General features: G+C 67.9%; 13 protein-coding genes. 4 read left to right on the plus strand and 9 right to left on the minus strand.

All coding sequences use genetic code 11. The features are described from left to right. Positions 1-160: 160 nt before the first annotated feature. Positions 161-1,528: a hypothetical protein gene (locus tag K0817_RS15405; RefSeq protein ID WP_219982522.1), complete on the minus strand. Its 1,368-nt coding sequence runs from the start codon at positions 1,526-1,528 to the stop codon at positions 161-163. Positions 1,529-1,644: 116 nt separating this feature from the next. On the opposite strand from K0817_RS15405, the gene K0817_RS15410 reads away from it, so the two are divergent. Beyond that, on the plus strand, positions 1,645-2,109 hold the full coding sequence (locus K0817_RS15410) for an AAA family ATPase (RefSeq protein WP_219982523.1): 465 nt from the start codon (positions 1,645-1,647) through the stop codon (positions 2,107-2,109). Positions 2,110-2,133: 24 nt separating this feature from the next. Here the strand turns inward: K0817_RS15410 and K0817_RS15415 are convergent, their stop codons facing one another. Next, positions 2,134-4,551: a hypothetical protein gene (locus K0817_RS15415; RefSeq protein WP_219982524.1), complete on the minus strand. Its 2,418-nt coding sequence runs from the start codon at positions 4,549-4,551 to the stop codon at positions 2,134-2,136. Positions 4,552-4,884: 333 nt separating this feature from the next. Continuing rightward, on the minus strand, positions 4,885-5,877 hold the full coding sequence (locus tag K0817_RS15420; protein ID WP_219982526.1) for a LacI family DNA-binding transcriptional regulator: 993 nt from the start codon (positions 5,875-5,877) through the stop codon (positions 4,885-4,887). 102 nt (positions 5,878-5,979) lie between these two features. Here K0817_RS15420 and K0817_RS15425 point away from each other — a divergent pair, with 102 nt between their 5' ends. Genes K0817_RS15425 through K0817_RS15435 form a run of 3 tightly spaced genes read left to right on the plus strand, consistent with a single transcriptional unit; the run spans position 5,980 to position 13,926 of the window. Next, complete coding sequence (locus tag K0817_RS15425) at positions 5,980-7,317, plus strand: MFS transporter (protein ID WP_219982528.1); 1,338 nt, start codon at positions 5,980-5,982, stop codon at positions 7,315-7,317. 28 nt (positions 7,318-7,345) lie between these two features. Continuing rightward, positions 7,346-12,394: a family 78 glycoside hydrolase catalytic domain gene (locus tag K0817_RS15430; RefSeq protein ID WP_253735431.1), complete on the plus strand. Its 5,049-nt coding sequence runs from the start codon at positions 7,346-7,348 to the stop codon at positions 12,392-12,394. 23 nt (positions 12,395-12,417) lie between these two features. Continuing rightward, complete coding sequence (locus tag K0817_RS15435; RefSeq protein WP_219982529.1) at positions 12,418-13,926, plus strand: NAD(P)-dependent oxidoreductase; 1,509 nt, start codon at positions 12,418-12,420, stop codon at positions 13,924-13,926. Between the two features lie 135 nt (positions 13,927-14,061). Here K0817_RS15435 and K0817_RS15440 read toward each other — a convergent pair whose 3' ends face one another. The 6 genes from K0817_RS15440 to K0817_RS15465 form a co-directional block, all read right to left on the minus strand. Then, positions 14,062-15,228, minus strand: coding sequence for an IS30 family transposase (locus K0817_RS15440; RefSeq protein ID WP_374209557.1), 1,167 nt, complete (start codon positions 15,226-15,228; stop codon positions 14,062-14,064). A 163-nt stretch (positions 15,229-15,391) separates the two neighbouring features. Then, positions 15,392-18,769, minus strand: coding sequence for an endo-1,4-beta-xylanase (locus K0817_RS15445; protein WP_219982531.1), 3,378 nt, complete (start codon positions 18,767-18,769; stop codon positions 15,392-15,394). Between the two features lie 264 nt (positions 18,770-19,033). Beyond that, positions 19,034-20,041 carry a LacI family DNA-binding transcriptional regulator gene (locus K0817_RS15450; RefSeq protein ID WP_219982533.1) on the minus strand — a complete coding sequence of 336 codons (1,008 nt, stop codon included), beginning with the start codon at positions 20,039-20,041 and terminating at the stop codon, positions 19,034-19,036. A 47-nt stretch (positions 20,042-20,088) separates the two neighbouring features. Beyond that, positions 20,089-21,327 carry a D-mannonate dehydratase ManD gene (gene manD, locus K0817_RS15455; protein ID WP_219982534.1) on the minus strand — a complete coding sequence of 413 codons (1,239 nt, stop codon included), beginning with the start codon at positions 21,325-21,327 and terminating at the stop codon, positions 20,089-20,091. A 52-nt stretch (positions 21,328-21,379) separates the two neighbouring features. Next, a complete protein-coding gene (locus tag K0817_RS15460; RefSeq protein ID WP_219982536.1) occupies positions 21,380-22,705 on the minus strand; it encodes a mannitol dehydrogenase family protein in 1,326 nt (441 codons plus the stop codon). Beyond that, the gene (locus K0817_RS15465) at positions 22,702-23,682 is read right to left on the minus strand and encodes an acetylxylan esterase (protein WP_219982778.1); all 981 of its coding nucleotides are present in this window, start codon (positions 23,680-23,682) and stop codon (positions 22,702-22,704) included. Before K0817_RS15465 ends, K0817_RS15460 begins: the two co-directional genes overlap by 4 nt. Positions 23,683-23,789 lie beyond the last annotated feature (107 nt).

The following is a 23,789-nucleotide window of genomic DNA, read 5'->3' on the forward strand; positions in this document are numbered from 1 at the left end:
GGCCTTACGAGCATCCCGCCGCTGACTGGCCCGACAACGCATGCCCCACGTGTGGGGGTGTTCAGCGGAGGACCGGCTAACTGGCCGATCCGCGCGCTCACCGATCCACGTAGTGAGGCGCTCAACGGAGGATTGACCGTTGAAGGTCCGCCTCGGTGTGTTAGGGGCTGCCGGCCTCCGAGGGACCCGGCAACTCGTCGTCCTGGGATGACAGCGCGGCCGAGGGAATGTCCTTCGGCACTTGCTCGTCCACGACGACCTCTTCGGGTTTGCGTAGTCGAGGTGGGGCGGCTGACCAGTCCTTGAGCCGCTGTCCTACGACGTCGTAGGAGGTGAGGATCGCGTCCATGACTGAGTCGATGAAGCCGGACCTTCCTGCAAGTCGCGCGCCACCCATCTTCCCGAGGTACGTGACAGTGAACGATTTGATTTCTCTTGCGGGATCGACGATGAGTACGCCCGGATTCTCGCGCGCCGCACCGAGGAGTTCCGCGGTCCCGCCTCGTTGACGCGCGGCGAATGCCTCAACCCGCAGTGTGTCCGGCGCGTCTTTCAGCTGACGAAGTAGCCAGTTCACCCGCGTTGTGGGTCTGCCCTCCGCGGGAGCAGCGGTCGAGAACGAGCACGTGATCTGAGCCGCGCGAATATCGACCGTCACGGTCAGGGGCGAGACGGCGTTGGGAATCCGGATCGCGCCCGACATCTTGCCCTCGTTCACCAACATGTCCGTCACAGCCGCGACCCGAAGCGCCGGGTTGGCGACCTCAGCCTTCGACAGCACTTGAGTGACGTCAGCGCCAAGTCGCTGCCCGAGCTTGAGTGCACCGTAGCGAAGCAGCGCATCGAACCGGCCCGCGACCTGCGCGGCGCCTTTATCGCTCTTGCGGAGAGTGCCACTCGATACCGCGTCTCGAACGGGGACCCAGCTCTGGCCCATGTCCGTGAACTCGACAGCGCCTGACTTCGGGTGCTCCAGGTAGCGGATCAACTCACCCAGGATCCACGCTTGGTCAGGATCCGCGACGCCGCGAAACTCTTTCTGCATGACCGCGGCGGTCAGCACTTCCGTCCACGACAGATGATGCATCGCGACGTACTTTGACTTGCGCTTATCGACGGCCGTCGGATGAGCGCCGGCGGCGGGCGGAATCTCATTGGAAACCGTCAGCAGAGCGTCGAAGCGGTGTTCCCGCGCGACATCGAGATAGTTCTCCAGTTGTTCGCGCTGAAGCTCGTTGTTGCCCGTCTTGACCTCCACAAGCGCGGTCCAGACCTTGCTTCCCCGCTTCACCCGGATGAGGCCGTCGGGGAAGACCTTTCGATCACCCAAGAGAAACGGCACCTCAATGAAGGTCTCGAGCACACCAGCCGGCGCGCCCATCCGGCCCGTAAGGACGCGGCCGTACTCCTTCACCGAACTCATCACTGCGAGCAGTGCTGACGTTGCTCGCCGCTCCTGCTCCTCGGCGCCGTTGATCCCAGACGTCGGGATCAGACGCGCAGTGTTCCAGGGATTCTCTTCTGCCATTTCGACTCCGTCATCGACACGATCTACCCGAACGCTAGCGGCAACCGTCCATGGTCCCCGACATTTCGGGACGAAGCGCGCTGGAGCCGCACGGCTGAGAACCATGCTCCCGAGTTGTGGATCACATCCTGATCACTGGAATGTCCGGCGTCGGAAAGTCATCGGTGCTGAGCGAACTCTCGCGTCGAGGCCATCGAACGATCGACACGGACTACGGCCCATGGGTGCGCGCAGACGGCGCGTGGGACGAACCGAGAATGGCTCCTCTACTATCGGCCGCCTCGCCCGTGGACGTAGCCGGCACGGTAGATAATCAGGGACGCTTCTACGACCGCTTCGCGGCCGTCATTCTTCTCAGCGCACCGGTCGACGTCCTGCTACACCGCCTCTCGACGCGTACGAACAATCCCTACGGAAAATCAGAACGCGACCAGGCCGAGGTTCGCCGATACGCGCGGGACATCGAGCCCCTGCTACGTCGCGGCGCGACCCTGGAACTAGATGCGTGCCGACCCATCAGCAAACTCGCCGACGAGATCGAGAAGCTCGCAATACCGCACGGCTCCGGTAGCGCACGGTAGGCGATCCCGCCGCGTCCAACCCGCTCAGGGGGCGGCGGGGGCCGCTTCCAAATCTGCACCCGAATCGACCATCTGCACCGCAGACGCTCGGTTTGCCGGTTCGGGGCGGCGGACAAAATCACGCCAGTAGTCGGCGTACTCGGAGTCGAATCCCTCGCGAAATCTCAGCATCTCGTTCGGCGCGGCAAAGATCGCCCCCTGCATGAGATAGACCTTGCGATGGAGGGACGGCATTCCGAGGAGTTCGTAGGTCGACGGTCCCGCAAGACGAATCTCGGTGCCGTTCGCGCGTAGGAGGGTGCTCGTCCGCCCCCATTGGTCCGTCTCACTTGAAACCACCTCGAAGGTCGCGCGCACGCACCCGATCTCCTCGAGGGACCGAAGTACTTCCCGCGCGCGATCTAGGGCGGACTTCATCTCGGTGATGGTGGGCGTGCGTTGCTTTCCCTCCGCATGGAGGAGACCGTTGCGCGCACTCAGAATTCCAGAGTCATTCAGCTTCGTGCTCACCTCGCGGAGAATCGTCCTCAGACCGACCTGCGAGGCAGCCGTCAGATTCAGGTACGGAACAGTACGAGTGAAGGGGAATCGCTGAAGGTCGGTCTGCTTTACGAAACGCGGGTACTCGTCGGGCTGTCGCAAGTAGTTCTCCTCGCGCCCGCGCAGGCTCTCCAGATGGTTGGACAGACGCAGGAAACCCTGAACAAGCTGCTGAAGCACGGGGCCGTCGCTAAGGTCGTTCCGCTCGACGCCATCCTTGCGTTTGACGGAACTATTCAAGGTCTCAATTGTGAACTGACGCGCCGATCGAAGGTGGAACTCGAAGGGCCGGCCCGACGTAGAGTGGTCCGTCAGCAGAGCCCAGGTCGCGAAGATCAATGAATCGAAGAGGTGGCGCTCAAGCGCGACAAAGTAGTTCGAGGCAGCCGATCTCAGCTCCTCTTCGGTGGGATCGGTGGCCGCGAGCGCGGTGACGACGAACTTCTCGAGTCTGGTGTGGTTGGCCCAGTAGGCGTCGCGGATGTCAGGGCGCCGACCTGGTACGAAGCCCAGCTTCCACAGCATTGCGTTCAGGAAACCGTCGTCATCGCCCCCAAGGGCGAGGCCTAGGAAGTCCGCAGCCTTCTTCGCATTCGCCTCACGCGACAGGACCAAGGTGCTCAGAATTTCACGAGGGCTGGCTGTGCGGAGGAAGCTCTCCAGCCGATCCTCTGTTGTGTCGCCCGGGCGTCCCCTCAACAACCAGGCGAGATCGTCCATCTCGTTCGGTGAGGTGGGGTCAAACAACGTCCGTGCGAGCGACGTGAGTCGGAGTATGGTGACCGTCGAGCTGCTTGGGATCATTCGATAACCCATCGAACTCAGTTCGGAACGCAGTTGCCACGCGCCAGAGCGGGCGCGGTGGTTGACGACTGGGCGACGGATTTCCCCGTCAGGCACGGTGATGTCCCCATCGAGGACTGCGGCGTCGAGCGCCTCTGCGAGGAACTCGTTGGGTTCAGTGAGCAGCAGATTGAGCAGACTTGCGCGGTCGAGATCCGGGGCCCACTTGGCAACGTCCCCCTCAAGACCGAACTTCGCGGCCCAGTCTCGCGTGCGTCCCGAGCTGGCATTCCATACTCGACGCAGGAGCGCGCGGAGTTCACCATCGCTTAGCCCGTCGCCGAGCAGGTAAGGCAGTGTTGACGGATCGTTGATTTCGTATGGATTGAAACGGTCTTCGACGAGATCCGAGGCAAACCCGGACCAATCCGACGGGTCCTGGGCGATCTGACGGAGCACTCGGCTGGCAGCTGAACGGTGGTGATTGACACCCGCTTCGCGGCTTGTTGTCAGGCGAACGCGATGCACAGAAGTGCACGCGATGTCGCTGCAATGCTGCAACGGAACCTCGACCGTGGGGTACAGATCTCTTTCGAACTCGAGCCGATGAAGCCCAAATGGCCCCATCAGGAAATGACCGTCGTGGAACACGCCTTGAGGCTTCCCCTCCAGTAGCCGCATCGTGTCGCTGTACTTCAGGTACCGACGTTCCTCCGGAGCAAGCGCGGTCAGTGCGTCGTAGAGATCGCGACCAAAGATCATCGGGTAGATGATCCGTCTCTCCCTAATCATCGCCGAGATCGCTTCGACCAGTCGACTCATGTCGATCCGCTCAATGTCGATCAGCGGCTCGACGTGGGTCAAGGACAACAGACACAGCAAGTTTGCGTCCTTCGTCTCGACCGACTCGTTCGCGACTAGCTGGTGACGGAGCCTTTTTCCCGCCTCACTGAGGGCGATCGCACGATTCAGTTCATCGGAAGCTTTAAAGTCCGAGCCGATGATGGAGTGGGTAAGTACGTGCACCAGCGTGCGCAGGTCGAGAAACCGTTCGCGCCATTCATTCCCTGGGTAATCCGACGCGAGTTCCGCACGCGTCCGTGCACCAGAAGAAGACACTGATAACCCCCGACCGGCGCCTCCTTGACGCGTGAGCTTACACTACAAGGGCGCTCCAACTCACAGAACCGTTGTTGCAGCGACGAACGGACGCGAATCATCCAAGAGCACGCGCCCACATGCTCTCGCACGCGGGTTGTGTCGGGATCGCCATTAGGCGAGATTGATCGCCGGTTGCGGCGTGGCCGCTGCCGACTCCCCATGAGACCGCACCGATGTTGATTCGCCGAGCCCGTGAAGGTGCCGCCTCCGTGCACTGCCCGCTCAGGGATCGGCAGTCGAACCGCCGCGCGGGGCGGGGCCGATAGTCCGGCTATGCCCTCTTAAGTATGTCTAGGTGGTCTCGCGAACCACGAGGTGCGCGTCGGTCTCAGGGCCGGCGTGCGGGGGCGCGGATCCAGTAGCGGCGCTCAACGCGAGCTCGGCGAGGAATCGGCCGAGGCCCGCATTATCGACGCGCACTGTCGATAGTGCCGGGACGAGGAGACGCGCGAGCGGGGTGTCGTCGTGGCCGACAATTGCCAGCTGCTCGGGAACGGCGATGTCTGACCGTAGCGCGGCGCCCAGGAGGAGAGCGGCGATGTCGTCGTTGTAGGCCACCACGCCGTCGACGCCTTGGTCTATCCATTCGCGCAGCTGATCCAGCGCGTTCATCTCGCTGATGGTGGCTTCGGCAACGAACCCGGAGTCGGTCTGTTTCGACAATGTCTTCCGCGCGAGTTCGCGCCGCTGTGCGACGAGGTCCGCGATGCGGGGGTCAGGGGACGCTGCGAAGGCGAGCTGTCGGCGCCCTCGCTCGAGGAGGTGATTGACCTGCAGGCGTGGCCCGTCCGCGAATCCGAGATCCCCGACGGCGCCTTCCTCGCCTGCGGCTACTGGCGGAATGATCTGCTGCACACCGCTTCCACGGATCTCGGCGAGCTGTTCTCGAGTGAATGGCGCCATTCCCATCACGACGTCCGGGCGGAGGGTCTCCCACAGCGGCCGGGCCTGCCCGCCTGGATGCGGGGTCGTCGTGACGAGCGAGTAGCCGGCTTCGTCCAGCGCGAGGGATGCCTCGTCGAGGTGAGTGCGCATGCTGTAGTCCAGCGGCCAGTCAGGCAGGACGAGAAGGATGATTCGGCTCTTTCCGCTTGCCAAGGCCTGCGCCGCGCTGTTTGCGCGATAGCCGAGCCGCTTCGCTTCCGCGAGCACGCGATCCCGCGTCGCGGCCGGGATGGTCTGGCCAGGGGTGTCATTAAGCACGAAACCGACGGTCGCCCGAGAGAGGCCCAGAGACCGGGCGACATCGGCCGCGGTGACTCGCTTGGTCGGTACTCCCGGCATTCCCTCTCCTTATGACTTGCGCGCGCTAGCGAGGATACCGTAGCATCCTAACTCAGCCACTAGCACGCGCTAGCAGTACAACCCGACAATGGAGTCCTCACGATGACCCCGAGCAACGACGAACCGCTCATCACCCCGCTTCCTGCGACCGTCCCTGCGCCGCCGGCGAACGCCGTGGAACTCGACGAGGCGGCACACCCCGCTCCCGAGCTGCCCAAGGTGGACGCTCGATACATCTGGTTCATGGTGCTGGCGCAGTTCGGCGTCTTCATGGCCTTCATCACCCCGCTGGCGATCTCGCTCACCATCCGCGTCAACACGCTGGCTCCCGGCCACCCCGAGTATCTTGGCTACATCACTGGTGCCGGCGCGCTGTTCGTGATGCTGACCTCGCCGTTCATGGGCATCTGGAGCGATCGCACCCGCACTCGGATCGGGCGCCGTCGGCCGTTCATGATCGGCGGCATGCTCGTCGGCGTGCTGTCGCTGGTCGTGATGGCCATCGCGCCGAACGTCTTCGTCGTGGGCATCGGCTGGATCCTAGCCCAGTGGGGTTGGGGCACCACGCTCGGCAACCTGCAGATCTCGACGGCCGACCGGCTGCCGGAATCGCAGCGCGGCAAGGTCGCCGGCCTCACCAGTTTCGCCACCCAGATCGCGCCGGTCTTCGGCGTCATCCTCGCCCAGTTCTTCACCGGCGACCCGCTTCTACTCTTCCTCGTGCCTGGTGCGGTCGGAGTGCTCTTCGTCGTGCTGTTCGTCACCCTCGTGCACGAGGACGACAGCCGGGCGCTTCCGAAGGACCCCATCACGGTCGTGCAGCTGCTGTCGAAGTACGTCTACAACCCGCGCAAGCACCCCGACTTCTCGTGGAACTGGCTCGGCCGCTTCCTCTTCTACACCGGCATCACGCTCAACACGACCTACACGGCGTTCTTCTTCGCCGACCGGCTCGGCATCGCGGTGGAGTCCGTCGCCGGGATCATCGCGACGCTGAGTCTGGGGGGCATCCTCGCGGTGACCCTGGGTGCCATCGGCGGAGGGTTCCTGTCGGACCGTCTCAAGCGACGCCGGCTGTTCGTGCTACTGGGCGGGCTGATCATGGCGGTCGGGATGCTGCTGCAGGCGTTCGCCCCCGACATCACCTTCCTCATCGCCGGGTCCCTGATCACCTCCGTCGGTCTCGGTCTGTTCGCCGCGGTCGACCAGGCGCTGCTCCTGGACGTGCTGCCCGAGCGCGAGACCGACGCCGGACGCTTCATGGGCATCACCGGGTTCGCCACCTCCATCCCGCAGTCGATCGCGCCACTGGTCGCGTCCGGCATCCTGCTCGTCGGCGTCACGGGCGACGAGCGCAACTACACCCTGCTGTTCATCGTTGCCGCCGTCTCGGTGATCCTCGCCGGCGCCGTCGTGCTCCGTATCCGCTCCGTCCGCTGACACACCTCTCGCAGAAAGCTCTTCGCAGATGTCTCTCACCGTCACGCCTGTCCGCTTCGAGCACCACCGCGATGCCCTCGGCACCGGCTATGCCCGCCCTCGCCTGTCGTGGATCACGACGGATGCGCCGGACGGCTGGTCGCAGGCAGCCTACGAGGTGCAACAGGGCGACGGTGAGAGCATCCGTGTCGAAAGTGGCGAGTCGGTGCTCGTGCCGTGGCCGTTCGACGCGTTGCGCTCGCGGGAACAGCGGGCGATCCGGGTGCGCGTGCACGGCGCCGACCGGTCCACCAGCGAGTGGAGCGACTGGGCACCGGTCGAGGCGGGCCTGCTGGAGGCATCCGACTGGACCGCCCAGATGGTCGGTCCGAACGACTCCGCGATCGCGGCTCCGCTGGTGCGCGGCTCGTTCACGACAGCCGAACACGGCGAGGTCGTCCGGGCGCGCGCCTACGCCACCGGGCACGGGCTGTTCCAGCTCGAACTGAACGGAGAGCGCGTCGGCGACGACGAACTCGCGCCCGGCTGGACCGCCTACGAATCCCGGCTGCGTTACGCCACCTACGATGTCACCGCTCAGGTCCGCTCGGGCATGAATGTCATCGGGGCGTGGCTCGGCGACGGGTGGTGGCGCGGCTACCTCGGCTGGGGCGGTAAGAAGGCGCTCTACGGCACCGACCTGGGCGTGCTCGTCCAGCTCGATATCGACTACGCCGACGGCACCCGGCAGACCGTCGCGTCCGGCTCGGACTGGCTTGCCGGGAACGGCCCGATCCGCTCGGCCGACCTCTACAACGGCGAAGACTTCGACGCCCGCGACCTCGACCCGGCATGGTCGACGACGGATGCCTCGGCCCAGGGGTGGACGTCGGTCGCGGTGCGCGAGCTCGGCGACGTCGAGCTGGTCGCGCCAGACGGCCCGCCGGTGCGGGTCGCCGAGACCCGTGCCGTGCAGAACGTACTGACGTCCCGGTCGGGGGCGACGATCCTCGACTTCGGGCAGAACCTGGTCGGCCGGCTGCGGATCACGGTCTCCGGCGACGCCGGCACGACGATCACCCTCCGGCACGCAGAGGTGCTCGAGCACGGCGAGCTCGCCGTCGAGCCGCTGCGGGGGGCGAGGGCCACCGACACCTACACGCTCGCCGGAGTCGGCGAGGAGACGTGGGCGCCCCGGTTCACCTTCCACGGCTTCCGGTATGCCGAGGTCACGGGATGGCCCGGCGAGTTCGATCCTGCGGCGGTCACCGCAGAGGTGATCCACTCCGATATGCACCGCACCGGCTGGTTCGAGACGAGCGATGCGCTGGTGGACCGGCTGCATGAGAACGTCGTGTGGGGGATGAAGGGCAACTTCGTCGACATCCCCACCGACTGCCCGCAGCGCGACGAGCGGCTCGGCTGGACCGGCGACCTCCAGGTGTTCGCGCCCACCGCTGCCTATCTGTATGACTCCGCGGGGTTCCTGGTGTCGTGGCTCAAGGACCTCTCTGCCGAGCAGAGGAAGTACGGCGGCACCCCGATGGTGGTCCCCGCGATCGTTACCGGCTACACCGGTCCGACTGCCGGGTGGGCGGATGCCGCGACCGTCGTGCCGTGGACCGTCTACCAGGCGTACGGCGACCTCGGCGTTCTCGAGACGCAGTTCGACAGCATGGTCGCGTGGGTGGACGAGGTGACAGCGGCCGCCGGCGCCGACCGGGTCTGGAGCGCCGGGTTCCAGTTCGGCGACTGGCTCGACCCGACCGCACCGGCCAACCGCCCCGAACAGGCGCAGACCTACCCCGAGATCGTCGCCACCGCCTACTTCGCGCGCTCCTCCCGCATCGTCGCCGACGCCGCCACCCTCCTCGGACGCACCGCAGAAGCGCGGAAGTACGGTGCACTGGCGGAGGAGGTGCGGCGGGCGTTCGTCCGCGAGTACGTCTCAGGCTCGGGACGCCTGCTCTCCGACTCGGCCACCGCGTACGCCCTCGCCTTGGCGTTCGACCTGCTCGATACCACCGACCAGCGACAGCGGGCGGCCGACCGGTTGGCCGAGATCGTGGCCGGCAACGGCTACAGGATCGCCACCGGGTTCATCGGCACGCCGATCATCACCGATGCCCTCAGTGCCAACGGCCACGCCGACGTCGCCTACCGGCTGCTGCTGCAGACGGATGCCCCGTCCTGGTTGTACACGGTCGAACAGGGGGCAACCACGATCTGGGAGCGATGGGATTCGCTGCTGCCGGACGGCACGGTCAACCCGAGCGGCATGACCTCGTTCAACCACTATGCCTTCGGCGCTGTCGCGGACTGGATGCACCGTGTGGTGGCGGGTCTCGCGGCCGCGGCCCCCGGATACCGGCTCATCCGCATCGCCCCGCATCCCCCGAAGCGCGGGCTGACTTCCGCCTCGGCCCGGCTCGACACCCCGTACGGGACGGCGGAGGCGGGGTGGGTGCTGGCAGACGGCCAGGCGCGGATCTTCGCGACCGTGCCGGTCGGCGTCACCGCCGAGGTCGTGCTCCCCTCGGGCATGACCTTCGAGGCCGCCGCGGGAACGCACGAATGGACGGAGCCGTTCGTCGTCGATGAGGAGCACGCGTATGAGTTCACCGTGGACTCCCGCATGGCCGACATCGTCGACCATAAGCCGGCTCTCGAGGTGCTGACCGGTGTCATCGCCAAGTGGGTGCCCGGTGCGGCTGAGCACATGTCGGGCGGACTGCGCGGCCAGGACGAGGTCACACCGAGGCAGATCACCGGGATGCTGCCTGATCCGGCCGCCGTGCTCGCCGACCTCGAACGTGGCTTCGCTGCGCTCAACGCCGGCGACGACATCCCCGCTGACATCTACAGCGTCGCCGAGTCGCCGGCAGACGACGCGGATCTTGCCGAGAAGGCGGCGCTGCTCTCGGGCCGCGACTTCTGGTCCACCCGCGACAGCGCCGGGGTGCCATCGATGGTGATGGTCGACGGCCCGCACGGCGTGCGCCGCCAGGATGGCACCGCCGACAACCTCGGGTTCAACGACTCGCTGCCCTCCACCTGCTTCCCGCCGGGCGTCGCGATGGGGTCGACGTGGGATCCCGCGCTGATGCGGGAAGTGGGGGTCGCGCTCGGGGAGGAGGCTCGCGCGCTGAACGTGAACATGCTCCTGGGGCCGGCGATCAACATCAAGCGTTCTCCGTTGGGCGGCCGCACCTTCGAGTACCTGTCCGAGGACCCGCTGCTGACCGGCGTCCTGGCGACGGAGTACGTCCGCGGCGTGCAGTCAACCGGGGTGGGCACGTCGGTGAAGCACTTCGCCGTGAACAGCCAGGAGACCGACCGGATGCGCGTCAGCGCCGAGGTCGACCCGCGCGCGCTGCGTGAGATCTACCTGCCCGCGTTCGAACGGGTTGTGAAGGACGCGGCACCGACCTCCGTAATGAGCGCCTACAACGCGATCAACGGCGTCTTCGCCTCTGAGAACCGCTGGCTGCTGACCGAGCTCCTCCGCGAAGAGTGGGGCTTCGACGGTCTCGTCGTCTCGGACTGGGGTGCGATCAAGGACCGCGTCGAAGCGCTGCAGGCGGGCCTGGACCTCGAGATGCCGGGGACCGGTGACGAGGGCACCGATGCGATCCTGCAGGCGGTGCGCGACGGCCGCCTCGACCGCGCCGTGGTCGAACAGGCGGCAGCCAGGGTCGCGGCGTTGGTCGAACAGACACGTCTGCCCGAGGATCCGTCGACGTTCGAACAGGCAGCTCACCACGCGCTGGCCCGCCGCGCGGCGGGGGCCGCCATCGTGCTGTTGCGCAACGAGAACCGGACGCTGCCGCTGCGGGCGGGGCAGAAGGTCGCCGTGCTCGGCGAACTCGCTGCTGAGCCGCAGTACCAGGGAGGCGGAAGCTCGCACGTGAACCCGACCCGGCTCGACATTCCGCTCGATGAGCTGCGCGCCGCGCTCGGTGAGCAGAACGTCTCGTACGCGCCCGGCTACGCGGCCGACGGCGACGCGGTGCGACTGCTCGCGGATGCCGCCGAAGCAGCGGCTGCTGCCGACGTCGCGGTCGTGTTCGTCGGGCTCTCCGAGAAGGACCAGTCCGAGGGCTTCGACCGCACCACCATCGACCTCCCCACCGAACATGTCGCCCTCATCGACGCGGTCGCCGGCCGCGCCGGCCGCACGGTGGTCGTCTTGTCGAACGGCGGTGTGGTCACGCTGGAACCCTGGCACGACGCCGTCGACGCGATCGTGGAAGGCTGGGCGCTCGGGCAGGCCGTCGGCGGAGCTCTCGCCGATGTCCTCACCGGGGCGGTGAACCCGTCCGGCCGACTCGCCGAGTCGATCCCGCACCGCCTGGAAGACACTCCCTCGTTCCTGAACTTCCCGGGTGAGAACGAGGTCGTCCGATATGGCGAAGGCGTCTTCGTCGGTTACCGGTACTACACGTCGGCCGAGCAGCCCGTGCGCTACGCTTTCGGCCACGGCCTGTCGTACACGACGTTCAGCCACGAGGCACTCGAGGTCGTCGCCACCGGTCCGGACCACGCGGTCGTGCGGGTCACCGTCCGCAACACCGGTGCCGTCCCCGGGGCGGACGTCGTCCAGGTCTATGTCGCTCCCGCCGACTCCCCCGTGCGTCGCCCGGTCCGTGAACTCGCCGCGTTCCAGAAGGTGCAGCTGGAGCCGAGCGAAGCGCGCACCGTGGAGCTGACGCTGGAGCGTCGGGCGTTCGCCTACTGGGACACCGTGAAGGACCGCTGGCGCGTGCAGCCGGGTACCTTCGGCGTCGAGATCGGCCGGTCCTCCGCCGACATCACCGCCTCCGTCCCGCTCGAGCTGGAAGGCGACATGGACCGGCCGGAGCCGCTTAGCCTGGACTCGACCGTCGGAGAGTGGTTCGGCCACCCGACCGTGGGTCCGGCGCTGATGCACGCGATGATGGCCAACGCGACGCCGGAGCAGCTGGCTGCCGCCGAGGACAACGGCAACATGCTGAAGATGGTCGGGTCCATGCCGATGGGACAGTTCGCCCGGTTCCCCGGCGTCAAGATCCCCGATGAGGCGCTCGAGCAGCTGGTGGCCCTCAGCCTGGCCGGCTGATCCGGCCACAGGAGCGACATCCGATGATCTCCGATTCCCGCCGCACCGTCCTGCTCACCGGCGCCACCGGCAACTGGGGACGCGCGACTCTGCGTGCCTTCCGCCAGCGCCCCGAGCTCGTCGTGCGCGCCTTCGCCATGCCGACCCCCGCCGACCGCGACGTGCTCGACGAGTTCCGCGACATGACCAACCTTCAGATCGCCTGGGGCGACCTCACCCGGTATGACGATGTCCTCGCCGCAATCACGGGCGTCGGCGTCGTGCTGCACGTCGGTGCCGTCGTTTCGCCGCACGCTGACGAGAACCCCGCGCTCGCCCGTCGGGTGAACATCGGCTCCATGCAGAACATCATCCGAGCCGTCCGCGCGCAGAGGGATCCGGGTTCGGTCGCCGTCGTGGGCATCGGATCCGTCGCCGAGACGGGAGACCGCCAGGAACCTGTGCACTGGGGGAGAGTGGGCGATCCCCTGCGCGTGTCGCAGTTCGACGAGTACGGGCAGACGAAGGTCATCGCCGAACGGCTTCTCGTCGACTCAGGCCTGCCCAGATGGGCGTGGCTCCGGCAGACAGGCATCTTCCATGCCGGCATGCTCGAGATCCGAGACCCGATCATGACGCACTCGCCGTTCGCCGGCGTCATGGAATGGGTGTCCGCGGAGGACTCCGCCCGCCTGCTGGTGGGAGTGTCGTCCCCCAATGTGCCCGACGAGTTCTGGGGCGGGATCTACAACATCGGCGGGGGCGAGGACTGGCGGCTGACGAACTGGCAGCTGCAGACCGCGATGGGTGCCGCGATGGGGGTCTTCGACATCCGCCGCTGGTATGACCGGAACTGGTTCGCGCTGCAGAACTTCCATGGGCAGTGGTACACCGACAGCGACAACCTTCAGGAGCTCGTCCCGTTCCGGCAGGACTCCTTCACAGAATCGCTCGCCCGCGCGATCGCGGCGGCGCCCGCCTCGGTCAGATCGGCCGGAAAGGTCCCGCCTTGGATCGTGAAGAACCTCGTCCTGCGGCCGCTGACCCGCAAGCCGCGCGGAACGATGGCCGCGGTTCGCGCACGCGACGCCGACGAAGTCGCCGCGCACTACGGCTCCCGGCAGGCCTTCCAAGCCATCGGCGGCTGGGACACCTTCATGCCTCCCACGCCCTCACGCACCCGCACGTTCCTGGAGCACGGCTACGACGAATCAAAGCCGCGCTCCGAATGGTCGGCCCTTGACTACGTCGAAGCCGCCGCTTTCCGCGGAGGCGACCTGCTCAGCCAGCCGACGACAGGCGACGTCACGACGCCCCTCGCTTGGCGATGCGCCCTCGGCCACGTCTTCGCCGGTAGTGCCCGCCTCATCCTCACCGGCGGCCACTGGTGCCCCGACTGCACCCGCGACGCATCGACATACGAGCGTCAAGCACAGGACAACCTGTTCCTCCGCCAAGTCGTCTCACCTGAAATCAACGACCAGTCCCTACGCGCGGAGGCCCGCGACCTCATCGCCCAGAAAGTCATACCGCTTCCCGACTCCGCCCGATAAGGAACCAGATCGGGCAATGAGCAATGAAGCTCCGGCTGCACGCCGAGCGTTCCGTGGAAGGACCGCTGACGGGGATTGCCCGTTGACGGTCCGCTCGCGGGCAGTGCCCGTTGACGGATCGGCGGATTCAAGCGGTCATCGCAACAGGATGTTACCGATGACTTCGTTCGGGGTTTGGAACTCTAGTCGTTTACGGGGTCGGTCGTTGAGTTCGGCGGCGACTGCGTCGAGGTGCGCCTCGTCGAAGCCCGCGAGCGGGGTGCCTTTGGGGAAGTACTGCCGCAGTAGTCCGTTGGTGTTCTCGTTGATGCCGCGCTGCCAGGGTGAGTGCGGGTCGCAGAAGAACACCTCGATGCCGGTGTCGATGCGCACCTGTTCCCAGTCCCGCATCTCCGGCCCCTGATCCCAGGCGAGTGTGCCGCGTAGCTGCTGCGGGAGTTGCTGAATCTTCCGCGCCAGCGCCGGCGCGACCTGCTCCGGCTTGTATCCGTCGGCCAGTGGCACCAGCATCGTGTAGTTCGAGGACCGCTCAACGAGAGTGCCGATCGCCGACTGGTTGCGCGCCCCGATGATCAGGTCGCCTTCCCAATGGCCCGGGACGGCGCGGTCCTCGATCTCCGCCGGCCGCTGCACGATGTTGACCATGTTCGGGATCCGGTTCTTGCGCTGCCCGGCCTTCCGGCTGGGGTGACGCAGAGCCCGACCGGTCCGTAAACACCGGGTCAGCTCCTGCTTCAGCGCTCCCCGGGACTGCACATAGAGCGACTGATAGATCGTCTCCGCGCTCACTCGCATCTCCGGGTCATCGGGGAACTCCCGACGCAGCCGACCGGCGATCTGCTCCGGCGATCGGCGCTGAGCCAGGTCCTGCTCCACTCTGACACGCAGCCGCAGATTGGTCGCCAGCTTCGCCCGTTTCGGGCGTGACGCACGATGGTGCGCCGCGATCTGCGCGCTCGAGGCCCGATAGCGGCCCTTCAAACTGTTCCGTGCGAGCTCGCGCGAGATCGTCGACGGAGCCCTACCGATCCGCCGGGCGATCGCCCGGATCGACTGGCCCGACGCGATCCCCACGGATATCTCCTCCCGCTCCGCGAAGGACAAGTATCGACCCTCGAGATCCCGGCCGCGGCGCGGCCTGACACCGCCGGCGGCAATCAGCATCCGCTTGGCAGTCGTCCGATACACCCCGATCCGCTCGCCCGCTTCACTCGCGAACTGCCCCGCCTGAAAGCACTCCCACGCCTGCTGGACCACATCCAGCCGGAACCTCAGCGCCAACTCCGCCACAACACTCTCCATTCAGCAAGTGTTGCGACCACCGCAAGAACCCAAGGATCCTTTACGGGCTAGTGACGGTTCACCCCATCGGGCGATAAGGGTTCGATTCCGCTGCGGAGCTCGATCGCGTTGAGGCGCACACCAAAAGGGCCGGGCACCGCTTGCGCGATCCCTTCGGCCGTCCCTACTTCTTCTTCTTGCCGGGCGGCACCGTCACCGGGTCCGAGGCGGCGGTCGCGGCATCCAATCCCTCGATCGTCGCGGTGACGACCACGGTGAGTTCCGAGCCGGCGTCCTTCGGCTTGACCTTGTACTCGGCCTTCTTGGCGCCGGGGATGTCGACCGCGTCCGCCTGCCAGCGGTAGCTAAAGGTCAGCCCCTCCGTGTCCCACGTGCCGGGAGTGGCCGTCAGCCGCGACCCGACGAGCGGGTTGCCCTCGATGACCGGTGGCGTCAGGTTCACCGGAGCGGTCGGGACGGCGACCTCGGGCAGCAGACGACCGACTCCCCAGCGGGCCGTGGACTGGTAGCCCGCGCCCGTCGGGTCGGCCCAGTTGCGGATCGACGTGCGCTGACCATCGGCTGCGTCGTTCACCTGGAAGTCGAAGCCGTGGAAGGTGTCGGCTCCGCCGTACTCGAGCAGGCTTATCGCCGCCTCGACGACGTACCCGCCGTCGACCAGGGCGGTGGCGCTCTGCACGCGAGCCCGCTGGAACGCCTCGTCGCCGGTGCCGAACGACACCACGTTGGCCGCGCTGATGCGGACCTGCGAGTCGTCGTAGCGGTACGAGCCGTTCTTCGCGTTGCCGGGATCGACGTAGATCTCGACCGAGTCCTGGATCCAGGGATCCGACCCGCTGACGTCCACCACCGGGTCGGCGACCTGCGCCACGACGTACAGGGTCTGGTCCTTCCAGAGCGTCCGGACCGTCGCCGTCGCCCCGTCGGTGCCCACCACCTGCGTGTCTGTGGACACCGTGCCCGCGGCATCCCACAGTCCCTCGATCGTGCCGTCGATCGCCGGAGCCTCCGTGGTGGCGGCGACCTCGAGATACGACAGCGGCTCGACGAGGGTCAGGGTGCCCACCTGCCTAGGGGTGTTCCAGCCGTGCACGGTCGAGCCGTCGGTGACGCGCACGTCCAGGCCGAGGGTCGACCCTTCGGCCGCGGGCGTGGCCAGCGGCAGCGAGGCGACGAGGTCGTAGCCGCCGGTGCGCTCGGCCACGACCGCCTCGACGCCGACGGAAGAACTCGTGCCGTCTCGGCCGACCGTCACCACGGCGCCGCCGTACTCGAACGCCACGGCGTCGGTCGCCTGGACAGTCGCATCCTCGACGCGCACGAACGCGGTCAGGTGGTCCGGGCTCCAGCGCAACTGGAACGCGGCGGCGTCGTCGATCACGTTGAGTGGCAGCTTGCGCCACTCGAGCGACCCGGTCGCGTCCCCATCGATCGGTACGTCGCCCTGGAACACGTTCGCGGTCCTCAGTCGCGCGGGCAATTCGGTGTCGACGGCGCCGTAGTACGCCGGCTTCGCCTGCAGCCCGTCGTCGAACAGCAGTGGAGCGCCCGACGAGGAGCGCCAGCTGCGCCCGTCGGTCAGCCCCCATACCGTCACCGCGAACAGGTCGGCCGCGTGCTCGCGGAACACCCGGAAGGCGTCGCGGTAGTAGTAGCCGTGCTCGATGAGCTTCGCGGGCGTCACCGGCGTGCCCGTCGTGACGTCGAGCTCGGTGACCGCCTGGGTGACAGGCAGGTCCTGGAACACGACGATCGCGTCCTCGAGGGCGCTGACCGGCATCGACAGGCTCACGTGGAACTGGTGTCCGACCCCGTCGACGGGCACCCCGCGCGACAGCAGCCGCTCGACGAGCGCCTTGTACCGCTGCTGCTTGCCGCTCTGCTCGGTGTTGTAGTCGTTGATGAAGAGCGTCACGGGGCGATCGGCGCCCGCGGCGGCGTAGGTCTGGTTGAACGCCTCGTCGGCGTACTGGAAGGCCAGGTCGATGAAGTCCTCGCCGAGGATGCGATACCACTCGCTGCGCCGCAGGCCGTCGGCGAAGTCGGCGCTGTCGGAGATGACCTCGTTGACGACGTCGAAGGCCACGAGCGGGTTGCCGTCGCCGAACAGTCCGTACTTGGTGCTGAGGTCTTCGGCGATGGCGAAAATGTGCGCGTGCAGGCGGTCCCGGAGGGCCTGCTTGTCGGCGTCCGTCGTTCCCAGCGGCTCGCCGGCGTCGTTCTGGAAGAACCACGCCGGTGTCTGGCTGTGCCACACCAGCACGTGCCCGTAGACCCGCAGGTCGTTGTCGACGGCGAACTGCATGAGCGCGTCGGCGTCGGGGTGCGCGCGGAACGCGCCCGCCTCGTCGTACCAGGCCTCGGGCTTCATGTGGTTCTCAGCCGTGATCTGATTGAAATGACGCAGGAGCAGATCGGATGCCGAGCCCGAGGTCTCGCGGCTGTCGATCGCCACGCCCACCGGGTAGGGCTGGGTGTCTGTGATCGGTGTCAGGTCCTCGATCACTGCCGGCTCGGGCACCCGCACGACGACGTCGTCCACGAGGAAGTCGCTCGTGTCGCCCGCCACACCCTCGCCTTCCCACGGGGTCTCGAAGTACAGCAGCGCAGTGGTCTCGGCAGCCCCCATCGTGAAGGTCGTCGTGACCTGCGTCCAGCCGTCCGCGGTGATGCCGGTGTACTGCCCGAGCGTCTGGAAGTTCGAATCCCGCTGCAGGCTCAGCCACAGCTCGCCGCCGGCGGCCGGGTCGACGAAGCGCACCCACGCCGACACCTCGTACGTGACGCCCGCCTCGAGGAGGCCGAGCATGTCACGGCCGATGCCGGCGCCCTGGTTCACGCGGTCGGTGACGATGGCTGACTGCGCGCCGTCGTGGGCGAGGTCCGACAGGGCCACGCTCGGCGCGCCCGGACCGCCGTCGCGCGCCGCCCAACCGTCGAGCCCGTCCTCGAAGTCGGTGCCGAGGACGACGGTGCCCGGCTCAGGCCCACCCGAGCCCGGCGCCTCGGGTGCCGTGATCAGCACGTCGTCCAGCAGCAGCTCCGCGGTGGCTGACTCGGCCTCAAGATACAACTGGGTGACCGGGTGGGCGGCGTCGTTGACGAAGGTGCCGGTCAGCTGCACCCAATCCCCGCCCACCGAGAGCCGCGATCCCACCCACGGATACTCGTTCGCCGCCCCGGGCTGGTTGATGCCGAGGTTCACGCCGGTCGCCGCGCCGGCGGGATCGAGCAGCCGCACCCACGCCGACACCGTGTACTCGACCCCGGGCTGGAACAGTCCGCCGTCGATCGCCGCGCCGTTCCAGCTGCTGGTGCGGCCGGTGATGGCGAGACTCTGGGTGCCGCTGTGAGCTGCGGCATCCGTCGTCGCGATGGTCGCTCCGCGGCCCGTCCAGGGATCTGCCGACGTCTCGAAGTCGCTCGAGAGCACGACGACCGGCTCTGCGGCGGTCGCGGCGGTGGGAAGGACCGGACCGATCAGCAGGGCGGCGGTAGCTATCGCCGCGGTGACAGACAGGCGGGCACGGCTTCGAGTCACAACGCGCTCCTTTGCGCTTCATTTGTGGTGCTCGCAAACTAATCCCGCTCGCACTCGCGTGGGGCGCTCTGTTGCGGAAACGTTACGAAACTCAACCGCAACTTTCGAGCAACGCCACTGCGGCGGCGCGGGTTCTGCTGGTGAACCGGGATCAGGTGATTTCGCGTGCGTAGGTCGTTCGGGGGCAAATCGTCCTACCTCGGCGAGATCACCTGATCCGGCGACGGATGCTGCGACCGCGGCTCCCCACGGAGTGCCGAGGTCTCAGGTGCGCGCAGCCGCAGTGCTGCCGCGAACTACGAGATGCGTCGCCAGATCCATGCGCAGCGTGTCGACGGTCGCGCCGTCGGCGAGGCGCAGCGCGAGCCGGGTGGCCTCCTCGCCCATGCGGCGCAGCGGCTGGTGGATGGTCGTCAACTGCGGGCTCATCCACCGCGAGAGCGCGATGTCGTCGTATCCCACCACCGAGAGGTCGTCGGGTACGCGCAAGCCCGCCGCCGCTCCGGCCGCGATCGCCCCGAGCGCCTGCAGATCGCTGCCGGCGAAGATCGCCGTCGGGGGCTCCGCCAACGCCAGCAGCTCGCGCGCGTGATGCTCGCCGCCGCCCGGGTGGAAGTCGCCAAACCGGATGAGCGCGGGATCGATCGGCAGACCGGCGGCGTTCATCGCCGAACGGTAGCCGTCCACGCGGGCCAGCGAGCACATCATGTCTTCCGGCCCGGTGATGGCGGCGATCCGCCGGTGGCCGAGCTCGATGAGGTGCCGCGTGGCCATCAGCCCGCCCGACCAGTTCGCCGACCCCACCGACGGTACGTCCGGCGACGGGTCGCCGGCGGGATCCACGATGACGAATGGGATGCCGCGTGAACGCAGCTTCTCGCGGTAGCGCGGCTCGATGTCTGAGAAGACCAGCACGACGCCGACCGGGCGACGGCGCAGGACCCCGTCGATCCAGTCCGCCGAGGGGGCGTGGCGGTCGCCGCTCACCGTGAGCACCACCGAGAGGCCGGCGGCGTGCGCGACCTCTTCGACGCCCTCGATGACCTCCATCGACCAGCTGGGCTCGAGCTCGTGGAAGACGAGCTCGACGAAGTCGCTGCGCTGCGCGACGTTGCGCCGCTTGTAGCCGTGGCGCGCGAGGTGCTCCTCGAGCCGGGCACGGGTCGCCGGAGCGACGTCGGTGCGCCCGTTGAGCACCTTCGACATCGTGGCGAGCGACACACCCGCCTCCGCCGCGATCTCGGCGAGCGTGATCCGCTGTCCGTCTGCCATGGAGCCGATCCTAGATCCTCGAAACTATCGGAGGCGGGAGTGCGCGGTCACCAATCGTGCACCGTGCCGTCGGCCAGGCGGTTGTAGGGCAGGTACGCCTGCACGTACGGGTACCGGTCCGCCGCGTCTACGTTCAGCTCGACGCCCAGCCCCGGCACGTCGCCGGGGTGGAGGAATCCGTCCTGCCACGTGAACGACTGCTGGAACACCTCGTCCGTCTTGGCGCCGTGCTTCATGTACTCCTGGATGCCGAAGTTGTGGATCGACAGCCCCAGGTGCATGGCGGCGGCCATACCGACCGGCGAGATGTCGGTGGGGCCGTGCATGCCGGATTTGATCTGGTACTGCGCGGCGTAGTCGAGCACCTTCTTCAGGTGCGAGATGCCGCCGGTGTGGGTTACGGCGGAGCGGACGTAGTCGATCAGCTGCTCGCGGATGATCTGCTGGTAGTCCCACACCGTGTTGAAGATCTCGCCGATCGCCAGCGGTGTGGTCGTGTGCTGGCGCACCAGGCGCAGCGCCTCCTGGTTCTCGGCGGGCGTGACATCCTCTAGCCAGAACAGGTCGAACGGCTCGAGCGACTTCCCCAGCTGCGCGGCCTGGATGGGCGTCAGCCGGTGGTGCGCGTCGTGCAGCAGCGGGATCTCGGGCCCGAACTCAGCCCGAACCGCCTCGAACACCGTCGGCACATGCCGCAGGTACGACCGGGTGTCCCAGTCCTCCTCGGCCGGGCGCGCGCCGCGCTGGGCGGGCTCGTGGTCGTACCGCACGCCGGTGTTCGCCTCGTACGTCGCGTTCGACGCGATGCCGTAGATGGACTTCAGCCCCGGCACCCCGGTCTGCACCCGGATGGCCCGGTAGCCCTGCTCCTGGTGCGAGCGGATGCTGTCGAACAGCTCGGGCAGGTCGCGGCCCGACGCGTGCCCGTACGCGAGCAGGCCGTTGCGGGAGGCGCCGCCGAGCAGCTGGTACACCGGCATGCCGGCCGCCTTGCCCTTGATGTCCCACAGCGCCATGTCGACGGCCGCGATGGCGGCCATCGTGACGGGTCCGCGTCGCCAATAGGCGCTGCGGTAGAGGAACTGCCACGTGTCTTCGATGCGGTGGGCATCGCGGCCGAGGAGGAGCGGCACGACGTGGTCGCGCAGATACGACACGACCGCGAGCTCTCGGCCGTTGAGCGTCGCATCGCCGAGGCCCGTCAGCCCGTCGTCGGTCGTCAGCCTGAGCGTGACGAAGTTGCGATCGGGGCTCGTGACGATCACTTCCGCTTTGTCGATGTGCATGGCTCTCCTCGGTTGTCGGGGCCGGCTCCTTGCGTCGCCGGCGCGTTCGCTGTCAGGACCTGGCCGACACCGCGCCCGCGAGGTCTGCGGCAAGGCCCGGGTCGGTGCCCTCGAGCAGTCGTGCGAGGGCGGCGGCGGCATCCGTCTCGTCATCGATGCGCTCCGAACGGATGCCGTCGGCCCACGCGCGCACGACCGCCAGCGCGCCGGCGCCCGACCGGCCTTCGGCGCGCGCGTGGGCGAGGACCGGCACGATGCGCATGCGGATCTTCGTCACGGTGTCCACCGTGATCTGCGTCAGGCGGTGCTCGATGCGTCCGTTCTCGAAGCGGCGCACGAGCGCCGCGCGGTAGTCGCGCGTGTCGACGGATCCGGCGGCGCGGGCGGCCTCGTCCCAGAACGCGTCGAGATCGCGCCGGCAGCGCTCGTCGGCCATCGCCTGCGCCACCGTTGTGTGGCCACGAAGCAGCCCCCCGAACGCGAGGGCGAGGTGGCCGCCGTTGAGCAGCAGAAGCTTGCGCCGCTCGTACGGCTCGATGTCGGCGACGAACCGCGCGCCGGCGCCCTCCCACGCCGGACGCTCACCGGCGAAGTCGCCCGAGAGCGTCCAGTCGGCGAACGGCTCGGCCACGACGGCGCCCTCATCGCGCCAGCCGGTGGCATCGGCGACCGCGACGCGGTCGTCCTCGGTGGTGTGCGGCGTGATGCGGTCGACGCTCGTCGTGACGAACGCCGTGCGCGCGAGCGCGGCCTCGAGACCGGTGCGCTTCGCGAGGGTCAGGACGGCGGCGTGAAGTCGCGCGCCGTTTGCCGGCACGTTGTCGCACGGCACGACCGTCAGCGGGGGTGCCCCCGCAAGCCGGCGGGCCTCCAGCCCCACGAGCAGTCGGCCGGTGGGCGTACGCACGGCGGCGTACCGCTCGTCTCGCAGAGCCTGGATGTCATGCCGCACAGCCGGATCGTGCAGATCGAGCGTGCCGTCAGGGCGCTGGTGGTAGCCGGCCTCGGTGACGGTGAGGGTGACCACAGCCGTCGCGGGGGCTGCCATGCGGGCGGCGAACCGTGCGGCGTCAGATGCGGGATGCACCTCGGCGATCGTCGGGACCACCTCGAAGCGGTCCGTCTCGGGGCCGCGCTCGACGAGGGTGAACAAGCCGTCCTGGGGCGCGAGCTGCCGTGCCACGGTGTCGTGCCGACCGGTGAACGCAGCGATGCCCCACGCGGCGGCATCCGTCGCGTGCGCCGTGAACCACGCCTGGTGCGCACGATGGAACGCCCCCGCACCGAGGTGCACGATCCGCACCGGCGGCGCCGCGGCGGCGCGTCCCGCGCGGGTCAGCTCGGTGCGCGTCAGCCGGGGAAGCGTCTGGAGGCTCACGAAGACACCGTCCCGATGCGGTCGGTGAGCCACTCGAGCTGCCGCAGCTGGTGCCGCCCTTCGCCACCCTCGTGCCCGTTCCACGCGTAGGCCGCCACCTCGGCGCCCGCTGCCCAATGGTTCGCCGCGGCGTACACCGTCGAGGGCGGCGAGATGGTGTCCATGTGCCCCGCCGCGAACAGCGCCGGCGCCGTCGCCCGCTTGGCGAAGTTGACGCCGTCGAAGTACGACAGCGTCTCGAAGACCCGGTGCTCTGCGCCGCGATGCACCGAGAGGTACCGCGTCACCTCGGAGTGCGGGTCGGCGTCGGTGAGACCGATGCCCCGGCGGACGTGGCACAGGATCGGTGCGGACGGGAGGGCGCCGATCAAGTCCCGGGACAGGCCGGCAGCGGCGATCGCGATCGCCCCGCCCTGACTGTTGCCGGTGACGGACACCCGATCGGGGTCGACCTCGGGGAAGGAGCGGATGGCGTCCACCGCGCGGACGGCGTCGGTGAAGACGCGGCGGTAGTAGTACGTGGCGGGGTCGTCGATCCCGCGCGTGAGGAAACCGGATGCCGCCGGTCCCGCACCATGCGGATCTGCGGTGTCGCCACCCGTCCCCCACTGGCTTCCCTGACCACGCGTGTCGACGATGAGCTGGGCGAATCCCGCGGCGGGCCAGTGCAGACGCTCCAGGGCGAGGCCGCGTCCACGCCCGTAGCCGACGAACTCGACGACGGCGGGGAGCGGACGGGGAAGGTGCCGCGGCAGGACGAGCCACGCGCGAACGGGATCCCCGGCGAAGCCCGGGAAGGTCACGTCGTCCACGTCGACGAGGGCGAGCGGAGACGCCGTGGGCACGCGCTCCACGGCGGCGTCCACGCGCCGCGCGTCGTCGATCGTCGCCTGCCAGAACGTATCGAAATCCTCGGGCTCCTCGACGTCCGGGCGGTACGACTCGAGTGCCGCTGGGGTGAGGTCGAAGCGGGCCACGCAATTCACCATCCGATCGATGCCGTCATTCCCACCGCCGACGTCGGAGGTGGATCGCACCGCTCACACGATACAATGAAAACGTTGACATTCGCGCAACGGCGAGT

Source organism: Microbacterium sp. HD4P20 (assembly GCF_019449275.2).
Lineage (GTDB): Bacteria > Actinomycetota > Actinomycetes > Actinomycetales > Microbacteriaceae > Microbacterium.